This window comes from Kribbella sp. (assembly GCF_035655035.1).
In the GTDB taxonomy this organism is placed as follows: Bacteria; Actinomycetota; Actinomycetes; order Propionibacteriales; family Kribbellaceae; genus Kribbella.
Genome location: NZ_DASRVN010000258.1, coordinates 17,625 through 28,849, shown reverse-complemented (window position 1 = coordinate 28,849; position 11,225 = coordinate 17,625). Strand labels below are relative to the sequence as shown.

Genomic DNA, 11,225 nt, shown 5'->3' with positions numbered 1-11,225 from the left:
CGTGGTCGCAGAAGGACTACCACCACCCGGCGGCCGGCTGGGGTGCGGCGATGTCGGTCGCCAGAGTGCTCGGACGGGAGCACACTGTCGCGTCAGGAACGCGGGCCATGTTCACGATGAACCACGAGCACGGCGGCTTCGACTGTCCCGGATGCGCGTGGCCGGATGCGACCGACGGCCTGAAGCTGGACATCTGCGAGAACGGCATCAAGCACGTCTCCTGGGAGATGACGCCGAAACGCGCCGGCCGTGAGTTCTTCGCCGAGCACACCGTCACCGAGTTGGAGACCTGGACGGACTTCGCCCTCGAGGACGTCGGGCGGCTCACCGAACCGATGGTGTACGACGCCGCCAGCGATCGCTATGTGCCGATCGAATGGCAGGCAGCGTTCGACCTGATCGGCACTGAACTCCGTGCCCTCGACCATCCCGGCCAGGCTTCGTTCTACACCTCCGGCCGACTCGGCAACGAGGCGACCTTCCTCTACCAGCTGATGGCCCGCGAGTACGGCACCAACAACCTGCCGGACTGCTCGAACATGTGCCACGAAGCGTCCGGCCGCGCGCTCCAGGCAGCGCTCGGTACCGGCAAGGGAACCGCCGACCTGAAGGACTGGGAGCGCGCCGAGGCCCTGTTCATCATCGGCGTCAACGCTGCCTCGAACGCACCGCGCATGCTCACCGCGCTGTCCGACGCGTACCGGCGCGGCGCACAGATCGTCCACATCAACCCACTCGTCGAGGCTGCGGCCGGCCGGACGATCGTCCCGCACGAGATCGTCGACATGGCGCTCAACAAGTCGACCCGCACCAGCACGCTCAACCTCCAGGTTCGCCCCGGTGGTGATCTGGCGCTGCTCCGCGGTATCGCGAAGGCGGTACTCGAGGAGGCGCGGACCGATCCGAAGGCGATCGACGAGCTCTTCGTGGAACGGCACACCGACGGATTCGCGGCGTACCAGAAGCTGTGCGCGGACACCGGCTGGCAAGACCTCGAGCGGCAATCAGGGCTGTCAGAGGCTGATATCCGGCGCGTCGCGGCGATCTATTCGCGGTCGAAGCGCACCTTGATCAGCTGGTGCCTCGGAGTCACCCAGCACGAGCACGGGGTCGACACCGTGCGGGAGATCGTCAATCTCCTGCTGCTGCGCGGCAACCTCGGCCGGGAAGGGGCAGGACCGTCACCCGTTCGCGGCCACAGCAACGTGCAGGGCAACCGTACCTGCGGGATCGACCACCGCCCGGCGCCGGAGTTCCTGGATCGCCTGGCGGCGGCCTGCGGGATCGAGCCGCCCCGCGAACCCGGACTCGACACCGTCAAGACGATCGCCGCGATGCAGGAGGGCACCGTCAAGGTCTTCGTCGGCATGGGCGGGAACTTCGCACTGGCCGCGCCCGACACGGTCGCCACCGCGTCGGGGCTGCGGCAGTGCGAACTGACCGTGCAGGTCAGTACCAAGCTCAACCGCAGCCATCTCGTCCACGGCCGGAAGGCCCTGATTCTTCCGTGCCTCGGCCGGACGGAGCTCGACCTGCAGGACGGCGGCCCGCAATCCACCTCCGTCGAGGACTCGATGAGCATGGTGCACCTGTCGACGGGCCGGAAGCGCCCCGCGTCGCCGTACCTGCTGTCGGAGCCGGCGATCATCGCCGGCATGGCCCGCGCGACACTGCCCGAGAGCCGGACGCCGTGGGCTTGGTACGTCGGCGACTACGACCGGATCCGCGACGTGATGGCCAAGGCCCTGGACGGCTTCGAGGACTTCAACCGACGGGTACATGCGCCGATGGGCTTCCGGCTGCGCCAGCCGGCCCGGGAACTGGTGTTCCTCACGCCGTCCGGTCGGGCCGAGTTCTCCACCGCCGAGTTGCCGGACGTCGTCCCGGCGACGGACGACGTACTGGTCCTGCAGACGATGCGCTCACACGACCAGTGGAACACCACGATCTACTCCGACAACGATCGCTACCGGGGGGTCAAGAACCTTCGCACGCTCGTCCTGATGAACCCTGAGGACATGCGCGACCGCGGCATCGAGCAAGGCGCCCTGGTCGACATCACCGCGACCGCGAAGGACGGGACGACACGTGAACTGCGGGACTACCGGGCCCTCCGGTACGACGTACCGCGGGGCAGCGCCGCCGGCTACATGCCGGAGATGAACGTCCTGGTCGCGGCCGGCGACTACAGCAGCCAGAGCGATCAGCCGTTGATGAAGAACATCCTGGTCCGCATCACCCCGGCCAACGCATGACATAGGCGCCCTAGAGCTCCAGCAGCGTCCGTTCCTCGTGGTCCAGTTCGCGGCGCAGTATCCGCAGACTGGAATCCGGCAACCGGCCAGCGTCACGCCAGCGGACCAGTTCGGCCCGCTGCGCGTTGATGATCGCCCGGCGTGCCTCGACCGTGGCGCGGTAGTCCTGTGGCCAGGTGATGTCGCCGTTGCCCGACTGCAGGAGAGCGGCAGTGCGTGCCTTGTACCGGTCGGCGCGTGCGGCAAGCTGAGCACGCAGTACGGCGGCCAAATCGGCACCGATCCGATCCGCGTCGAGTAGCCGATCAACCGCCGCCAGACCGGCCTCGACGCTCGCGAGCCGTGCCTCGTTGTTCAACTGCTCCACTTCCGCTGCGTCAACGCCCAGCTTGAGCCACCGGAGCAGCGGGGCGAAGGACAGCCCTTGACCGACCAGAGTTGCCAGCACAACGACGTACGCACAGAACAGCAGCAGGTCGCGTTCTGGGAATGGCCGTCCGTCCTCGGTTGTCAGCGGTACGGCGACCAGCGCCGCGAGCGTGATGACGCCACGCGTACCAGCCCAGCTCATCGCGACGACCTCACGCGGCCGGAGCCGCTCCGACGGCGTGATACCGAGTCGAGCGTGCAGACCGACCGGAACGCGTTGGGTGACTACCAGCCAGAGAGGCCTGACCAGGAGGACAACGCCAACTGTCACAGCGGCCGCAGCGATCACCCGGCCCGGAGGCTCGGTCTGCAACTCCTTCAGCATCGCGGGTAGTTGCTGGCCGATCAGCAGGAAGATGAACCCCTCCAGCAGGAACTCCACAAGTTCCCAGACCGCTCCGGTCTGCAGCCGTGACGCACCAGTCTCCTCGCGGCCCGCGTCGTACCCGATCAGCAGCCCGGCGATCACCACTGCGAGCACGCCGGACGAGTGGATCTCCTCGGCGAGCAAGTACGCGCTGAACGGCGCGGCGAGCGACGCCGCGTTACTGATCAACGGGTCGCGCAGGTACGGACGCGCCCGCCGTACGGCAAACGCAATCAGTCCACCCACGACGAGGCCGCCGACGATCGCGAGCACGAACCGACCCGACGCGGTCGCCCACGAGAACCCGGTGCCGACCGCTGCAGCCAAGGCCAACTGGTACGTCGTCAACGCGGTCGCGTCGTTGAGCAGACCCTCGCCCTCGATCAGCACGATCAAGCGCGGCGGAAGGCCGGCGCGACGGCCGATCGACAACGCCGCCACCGGATCCGGCGGCGCGACCGCCGCGCCAAGCACCAAGCCGACCGCCAACGGCATGCCCGGCACCACGAGGCTCACCAGCGCACCGACAGCGAACGCGGTGAGCAGCACGAGCAACACCGACAGGCTGACAATCGGTCGCAGGTTCGCCCGGATCGCGGGCAGGCTCGAGCGCCGTGCCGTGCTGTAGAGCAGCGGCGGCAACACGAGCAGCAGCACCACCTCCGGGTCCAACGTGAGCTTCGGCCCCGGAAGTAGCGCGTACACAAGGCCGGCCAGCGTCAGCAGGATCGAGGACGGCACTCCCAACCGGGTACCGGCACCGCGAGCGAGCACCACGACGGCGGCCATCGCGAGCACGAACCAGACCTGTCCGGCCACAGAGCCTCCCAGCAGTACGCACGTGACCCTGACGCGGGGACGATCACTCGGGCGGTCGCGGTCGTTGCGGGCCACCCGTCATGCAAACCTCCGGTTCAATTGACGACCTCGATGTTGTTGACCACTTCGGTAACCCCTGGGGAGGCCCAGGCGGCCGAGGCTGCTTCCAGGCGCTCGGCCAGCGAGGTCGCCGTACCGCCCAGAACCACCGTGGTGTCGTCGATCTCCACAGTGATGCCCTTGGCATCGACCTGCGCGTTGCGCTGCAGGGCGTCGACGATCGACTGCTTGACGTCGGGTGCGATCGGTTCGGTGGTCACGAGCTGGACGTCGTTCGTGACACCCTTGACCGCCTCCAGCTTGCTGACCACGGACACGGCCTCGTCGCGCTGGTGCTGCCAACTCGCCGTACCGGTCAAGGTCACCCAACTGTCGGTCACCTTCGCGTCGATCGTCGACGGTACGCCGGTGTTGAGGACCAGCGCCTGCAGGACGGCGCCGCGCAGATCGGCGTCATCGCGTCCTGCGGCCTCCAGCGGGCTCACCACGAGGTCGTTGTGCACCGCGGTGACCCCGGCAACATGCTGTACGTCGTTCTCCGCCTCGAGCTTCTCGCGCAGGCTGCCGACTGTGCCGCGCAGCGTGACCACGCCGCCCTCGACGGCGGACACGATCGCGACGCTGTCGACCTTCGGGTCGTAGAAGATGGCGTCGTTCACATCCCGCTGCAACTGATCGTCACTCATCTCTTGGCTCCAGTCTTCCGGTCCGATCTCGATCCGTCATGCCGTTCCTCCTGGCGAGGCAGGCGGTGGGTTTTCGACGTCGACGCGGAGTTTCTGGTCCTCGACGGTGATCTTGACGACCGCCCCGTCGATGACGTCGCCGGTGAGCAGGGCCCGGCCGACGCGGGTCTCGACCTCGCGGGCGATGAAGCGCCGCAGCGGGCGGGCGCCGTACACCGGGTCGAAGCCCTGTTCGGCGATGAAACGCAAGGCGTCCGGCGTCACCTCGAGTGTCATCTGCTGGTCGGCGAGACGGGTACGGAGGTCGCTCAGCATCAGTTCGGTGACCTGCTCGATCTCGGGGAGCGTCAGCGGCGTGAACAACACGATGTCGTCGACCCGGTTGAGGAACTCCGGCCGGAAGTGCTGCCGCAGATCGGTCATCACCGCCTCGCGGGCGTCCTCCTTGATCTGGCCGTCCGGCGTGACGCCTTCCAGCAGGTACGACGACCCGATGTTCGACGTCATGATGATCACGGTGTTGCGGAAGTCGACGGTCCGGCCCTGCGCATCCGTCAGCCGTCCGTCGTCGAGCACCTGCAGCAGCGTGTTGAACACGTCCGGGTGGGCCTTCTCGATCTCGTCGAACAGGACGACGGAGTACGGCTTGCGGCGTACCGCTTCGGTGAGCTGGCCGCCCTCGTCGTACCCGACATAGCCGGGCGGCGCACCGACCAGTCGGCTGACCGTGTGCCGCTCCTGGTACTCGCTCATGTCGATCCGGACGATGTTGTCCTCGGAGTCGAACAGCGCCGCCGCCAGCGCCTTCGCCAGCTCGGTCTTCCCGACCCCGGTCGGCCCGAGGAAGATGAACGACCCGATCGGCCGCCGCGGGTCCTTGATCCCGGACCGCGCCCGGATGATCGCGTCGGCGACCACGTTGACGGCCTCGTCCTGACCGATCACACGCTCGTGCAGGATCTCGTCCAGGCGGAGGAGCTTCGCGCGCTCGCCCTCCTGGAGCCTGGTGACCGGGATCCCGGTCCATCGGGACACGATCGAGGCGATCTCCTCGTCGGTGACCACCTCGCGCAGCAGCCGCCGGCCACCGCCTTGCTTGGTGGCGAGCTGGTCCTCCTCGGCCAGCAGCCGCCGTTCGAGTTCGGGCAGCCGGCCGTGCCGCAGTTCGGCCGCCCTGTTGAGGTCGTACTCGCGTTCGGCCTGGTCGGCCTCGTGCCGCAGTTGCTCGATCTGCCCGCGCAGGTCCTGGGTACGGTGCACCACCTGCCGCTCCGATTCCCACTGTGCCCGCATGGCGTCGGACGCGGCGCGCAGATCGGCCAGCTCCTTGCGTAGCTCCTCCAGCCGGGTCTCGCTGGCCGCGTCCTCCTCCTTGGACAGCGCGGCGTCCTCGATCTCCAGCCGGGTGACCTTGCGGGTCAGTTCGTCCAGTTCGGCCGGCATCGAGTCGATCTCGGTGCGCAGCATCGCGCACGCCTCGTCGACCAGATCGATCGCCTTGTCCGGCAGGAACCGGTCGGTGATGTAGCGATGACTCAGTACGACGGCGGAGACGAGCGCGCCGTCCTGGATCTTGACGCCGTGGAACACCTCGAGCCGCTCGCGCAGCCCGCGAAGGATCGAGATCGCGTCCTCGACCGTCGGCTCGTCGACGGTCACCGGCTGGAAGCGGCGTTCGAGCGCCGCGTCAGGCTCGATGTGCTTGCGGTACTCGTCGAGCGTGGTCGCGCCGATCATGTGCAGCTCGCCGCGCGCGAGCATCGGCTTGAGCATGTTTCCGGCGTCCATCGCGCCCTCGGTGGCGCCGGCGCCGACGACGGTGTGCAGTTCGTCGACGAACAACAGGATCCGGCCCTCGGCCGCCGAGACCTCGTTCAGCACGGCCTTCAACCGTTCCTCGAACTCACCGCGGTACTTCGCCCCGGCCACCAGCGCGGCCAGATCCAGCGCGAACACCGCGCGATCCTTCAGCCCTTCCGGTACGTCGCCGTTCGCGATCCGCTGCGCCAGACCCTCCACGATCGCGGTCTTCCCAACACCCGGCTCGCCGATCAGGACCGGGTTGTTCTTGGTCTTGCGGGACAGGATCTGGATCGTCCGGCGGATCTCCTGGTCGCGTCCGATCACCGGATCCAGGCGCCCGGTCCGCGCGTCGGCCACCAGCTCACGCCCGTACTTCTCCAGGGCCTCGTACGCCGCTTCCGGCATCGCCGATGTGACCCGTTGGTTGCCGCGCACGGCCGTCAGTGCCTGCAGGAACTTCTCCCGGGTCAGCCCCTGCTCACGGGCCCGCCGGCCGGCCGCCGTCTCCGTGCCCTCCTCCAGCAACGCCATCAGCAGATGCTCGACCGAGACGTACTCGTCCTTGAGCCGCTTGGCCTCACGCTCCGCGGTGTCGAAGAGCCTCGACAGCCGCTGTGTGACATAGACCTGGCCCGGCTCCGCACCCGGCCCGGTCACCTTCGGACGCCGGCTCAGGTCGGACTCGAGATCCGCGCGCAGCCTGTCCGGGTCGGTACCGGCCTGGGCCAGCAGCCGCGGAATCAGCCCGTCCGGCTGATCGAGCAGGGCCAGCAGCAGGTGCTCGCCGTCGACCTCTTGATGCCCGAAACGCAGCGCCTTGGTCTGCGCGTCGTGCAGCGCTTCCTGCGACTTCTGCGTCAGCTGGTTCATGTCCATGATCGGCCTCCGGATCGTTTGGCACGGAGTGCGTTCTCCTGAGCGGCAAGCCGGTCGAGCAGGTCGATCACCAGCCCGATGGCGGCGTAGTTGAGCGAGAACGCCGCCCGCAGCCGCTGGATGCGGGCGACGGCAGCGATGTCGTCGTACCGGAACCAGAGCCGGCCGGACCCGTCTCGCACGGGCTCGAGCAGCCCAAGGGCGATGAACCGCGAGATCAGTTGCGGATGTACGCCGGTCCGCCGAGCGAAGGCCTCGAGGTCGAGCAGCAACGGCCGCGCCAACGAGGTACTCATCGCCGCCTCCTCGGGTCGAACGTGGTCGCGGCCGCGAGCTGCTCGTACAACTGTTGCTCGCCGTCCGAAAGCTTGTCCGGCAGCACGATCCGTACTTCGGCGTACAGGTCGCCGCTGTGCTGCTTCGTACCGAGACCTCGGCCCTTCAGGCGCAGGCGTTTGCCGCTCGACGTACCCGCCGGCACCCGGAGCTTGACCTCGCCACCGGGCGTCTCGAGCGCCACCCGTGCGCCCAGCGCGGCCTCCGGGACCGACACCGGCAGATCCGCGTAGATGTCGCGGCCCTCGACCCGGAATCGCTTGTCAGGAAGGAGTTTCACCACCAGGTAAAGGTCGCCGGGCGGTGCGTCACCGGTCCCCTGCCCGCCTTGCCCGGCCAGCCGGATCCGCTGCCCTTCGGTGACACCGGCCGGGATCGAGACCTCGACCGTACGCTCGCCGTCCGGACCGGAGATGGTCAGCCGCCGCTGCCCACCCCGGTACGCCTCCTCGACCGGCAACTCCAGCTCGACCTCCTGGTCGGCGCCCGGGATCGGCCCCCAGGACCGTCGACCGCCGAACATCCCACCGAGCAGATCCTCCAGGTCGACATCGCCCTCGCCGAAGCCCGCGGTGCCGCTCCAGCCGCCCCGACTGCTCTCGGCCGGGTCCTGGCCGGTCCACCACCCGCCCGGGGACCTGCGACCGCCGCCGGCGCGCTGAGCTCGGGCCCAGGTCTCGGGGTCGACATCCGGCGGGACCCTGCGGAAGTCCTCGCCGAACGCGTCGTACCGCTTGCGTTGCTCGGGGTCCGACAGTACGTCGTACGCCTCGGAGACCTGCTTGAACTTCTCCTCCGCGCCGGGGTCCTTGTTGATGTCCGGGTGGTACCGGCGGGCCAGCTTCCGGTATGCCCGCTGCAGTTCGTCGGCCGGCGCGTCCCGACCGACTCCGAGCAACTCGTAGAAATCGGCCATCGCGCTACTGCTTCGCGACGACGACCGACGCCGGTCGGAGCAGGGCGTCCGGCGTACCGTAGCCGGGCCGGACGACAGCAATCACCGTGCCCGGCTCCGCGGTCGGGTCGGCCAGCGTACTGACGGCCTCGTCGACGGCGGGGTCGAACGGCTCGCCGGCCGGGTCGAACCTCGGGTACCCGAGTCGCTCGAGTGCCGCGACGGCCTGCTGGTGGACCGCTTTGATCCCTTCGACGACCACCTCGGCGCCGGCATCGGCGTGCTGGAGCGCCAGTTCGAGGTTGTCCACGACCGGGAGCCAGGCGATCGCGGCCCGGGCGCGCTCGGCGGAGCGCTCCCGGTCCAGGTCGCGTTGGTAGCGCTTGCGCAGATTGTCCAGGTCGGCCGCCGTACGGCGCAACTGGTCGTCGAGGCGGGCGATCTCTGCCTCGCCCGCCGCCCCCTTCCGCGGGTCGTCCGCCGGCGCTGCCTCGGCGGCCTCGGTGACCTTGTCCGGGAGCGCTTCCCGCGGTGACTGCTCGCCGGGCATCAGTCGACCGTGAAGTCGGCGTCGATCACGTCGTCGTCATCGCTACCGGCCTGCGGCGGCTCGGGTTGCGAGGAGCGACTCGCCAGCAGGCTCTGGTACACCTGCTGCAACTCCTGCGTCAACGGCCGTACCCGGTCGACCCCGGCACCGTCCTTGACCGCCTGCCGCGCATCCGCGACCAGCGTCTCCGCGCGCGCCTTCTCGTGGACGGCGACCGTGTCACCGAGCTCGCCGAGCCGCCGGTCGACCTGGTACGCCACCGCGTCCAGCTCGTTCCGCGCGTCGACGTCCGCCCGCAGCCGGGTGTCCTCGGACCGGTGCTGCTCGGCGTCCGCGACCATCCGGTCCACCTCGGCCGAGTCCAGCGCGGAGCTCTCGGTGATCGTGATCGCCTGCTCGGCGCCGGTGTCCTTGTCCTTGGCGGACACGTTCAGGATCCCGTTCGCGTCGATGTCGTACGTGACCTCGACCTGCGGCTCACCGCGCCCGGCCGGGCGGATCCCCTCCAGCCGGAACCGCCCGATCACCCGGTTGTCCGCGGCCCGCTCCCGTTCACCCTGCAGTACGACGATGTCGACCGCGTTCTGGTTGTCCTCCGCCGTACTGAACGTCTCGGTCCGCCGGGCCGGGATCGTGGTGTTGCGCTCGATGACCTTCGTCATCATCCCGCCGAGCGTCTCCACGCCGAGCGACAACGGCGTGACGTCGAGCAGCAGCACGTCCTTCAGCTCGCCCTTGATGATCGCGGCCTGGGTCGCCGCGCCGATCGCGACCACCTCGTCCGGGTTCACGGTCATGTTCGGGTCCTTGCCGCCGGTCAGCCGCCGGACCAGTTGCTGGACGGCCGGGATCCGGGTCGACCCGCCGACCAGGATCACCTCGTCGAGGTCGTTCGCGGTCACCTTCGCGTCCGCCATCGCCTGCTGCACCGGCCCGAGGCAGCGCTCCACCAGGTCGTGGGTGAGCTCGTCGAACGTCGACCGCATCACGGTCACCACCAGGTGTTTCGGCCCGGTCGAGGTCGCCGTCACGAACGGCAGGTTGACCTGTGTCTGCGTTACCGACGACAGCTCGACCTTCGCCTTCTCGGCCGCCTCGAACAGCCGCTGCAGCGCCTGCGCGTCGTCCCGCAGGTCGACGCCCTCGGCCTTCTTGAACTCGTCGGCCAGGTAGTCCACCAGCCGCCGGTCGAAGTCGTCGCCGCCCAGATGCCCGTCACCCGACGTCGACAACACCTCGACGACACCGTCGCCGACGGTCAGGATGCTCACGTCGAACGTGCCGCCGCCCAGGTCGAACACCAGGACGGTCTCGTTGTCCTTCTTGTCCAGCCCGTACGCCAGCGCCGCCGCGGTCGGCTCGTTGATGATCCGCAGCACCTCCAGCCCCGCGATCTTCCCGGCGTCCTTGGTCGCCTGCCGCTGGGTGTCGTTGAAGTACGCCGGCACCGTGATGACCGCCTCGGTCACCTTCTCCCCCAGGAACTTCGACGCGTCCTCGACGAGCTTGCGCAGTACCAGCGCGGAGATCTCCTCCGGGGCGTACAGCTTCCCGCGTACGTCGAACCGCACCGAGCCGTCCGGTCCGTCGACCACGTCGAACGACACCGCGGTCATTTCGCTGGTGACCTCGTCGTACCGGCGGCCGATGAACCGCTTCGCCGAGTAGATGGTGCCCTTGGGGTTCAGGATCGCCTGCCGCCGGGCCAGCTGGCCGACGAGCCGCTCGCCGTCCTCGGTGAACGCCACCACCGACGGCGTCGTCCGGGATCCCTCACCGTTCGCGATCACCGTCGGGTGACCGCCCTCGACCACCGCGATCACCGAGTTGGTGGTCCCGAGGTCGATACCGACCGCCTTCGCCATGTCAGTGTCTCCGTCCGTCTCGGCGCTTGTCCGGCCCGGCTCACGACGCAGTTGTTGCCTCAGGCATCAGACTGGGTCAGAGCCTTCCAGGAACGCTCGCACGCTACCGCCGGCTGACGGGAGCGGCGGCGGATCGTGCCCGGATTCTGTTGGAAGTCACCGCCGCGGTTGTCCGCTACGCCAACGGCCGGGCACCCGGTGGCGCACGTTGGTGGCCGGAACACCTGCTGATGGCGCGGACAACAAATCCCGTACGGCGGATCGCTGCCACCGAGGGCCTGGTG

The 11,225-nt window shown here is 68.8% G+C and carries 8 protein-coding genes; 1 reads left to right on the top strand and 7 read right to left on the bottom strand.

Features of this window, described 5'->3' with window-relative positions:
- Window positions 1–2,255 (top strand): FdhF/YdeP family oxidoreductase (locus VFF46_RS15325; RefSeq protein WP_325037782.1); only part of this gene is annotated, 2,255 nt, incomplete at its 5' end.
- A 10-nt stretch (window positions 2,256–2,265) separates the two neighbouring features.
- Here the strand turns inward: VFF46_RS15325 and VFF46_RS15320 are convergent.
- From VFF46_RS15320 to dnaK, 7 genes are all read right to left on the bottom strand, one after another.
- A complete protein-coding gene (locus VFF46_RS15320; protein ID WP_325037781.1) occupies window positions 2,266–3,870 on the bottom strand; it encodes a Na+/H+ antiporter in 1,605 nt (534 codons plus the stop codon).
- A 95-nt stretch (window positions 3,871–3,965) separates the two neighbouring features.
- On the bottom strand, window positions 3,966–4,616 hold the full coding sequence (locus VFF46_RS15315; RefSeq protein ID WP_325037780.1) for a BON domain-containing protein: 651 nt from the start codon (window positions 4,614–4,616) through the stop codon (window positions 3,966–3,968).
- Between the two features lie 36 nt (window positions 4,617–4,652).
- Window positions 4,653–7,295 (bottom strand): ATP-dependent chaperone ClpB, encoded by a 2,643-nt coding sequence (clpB, locus tag VFF46_RS15310; protein WP_325037779.1) that lies wholly within the window; start codon window positions 7,293–7,295, stop codon window positions 4,653–4,655.
- Window positions 7,286–7,591 carry a chaperone modulator CbpM gene (locus VFF46_RS15305; protein ID WP_325037778.1) on the bottom strand — a complete coding sequence of 102 codons (306 nt, stop codon included), beginning with the start codon at window positions 7,589–7,591 and terminating at the stop codon, window positions 7,286–7,288. The genes clpB and VFF46_RS15305 overlap by 10 nt, the downstream gene beginning before the upstream one ends.
- The gene (locus tag VFF46_RS15300) at window positions 7,588–8,547 is read right to left on the bottom strand and encodes a DnaJ C-terminal domain-containing protein (RefSeq protein ID WP_325037777.1); all 960 of its coding nucleotides are present in this window, start codon (window positions 8,545–8,547) and stop codon (window positions 7,588–7,590) included. Before VFF46_RS15300 ends, VFF46_RS15305 begins: the two co-directional genes overlap by 4 nt.
- A gap of 4 nt (window positions 8,548–8,551) precedes the next feature.
- Window positions 8,552–9,076 carry a nucleotide exchange factor GrpE gene (locus VFF46_RS15295; protein ID WP_325037776.1) on the bottom strand — a complete coding sequence of 175 codons (525 nt, stop codon included), beginning with the start codon at window positions 9,074–9,076 and terminating at the stop codon, window positions 8,552–8,554.
- Complete coding sequence (gene dnaK / locus VFF46_RS15290) at window positions 9,076–10,941, bottom strand: molecular chaperone DnaK (RefSeq protein ID WP_325037775.1); 1,866 nt, start codon at window positions 10,939–10,941, stop codon at window positions 9,076–9,078. The genes VFF46_RS15295 and dnaK overlap by 1 nt, the downstream gene beginning before the upstream one ends.
- Window positions 10,942–11,225: the final 284 nt, after the last annotated feature.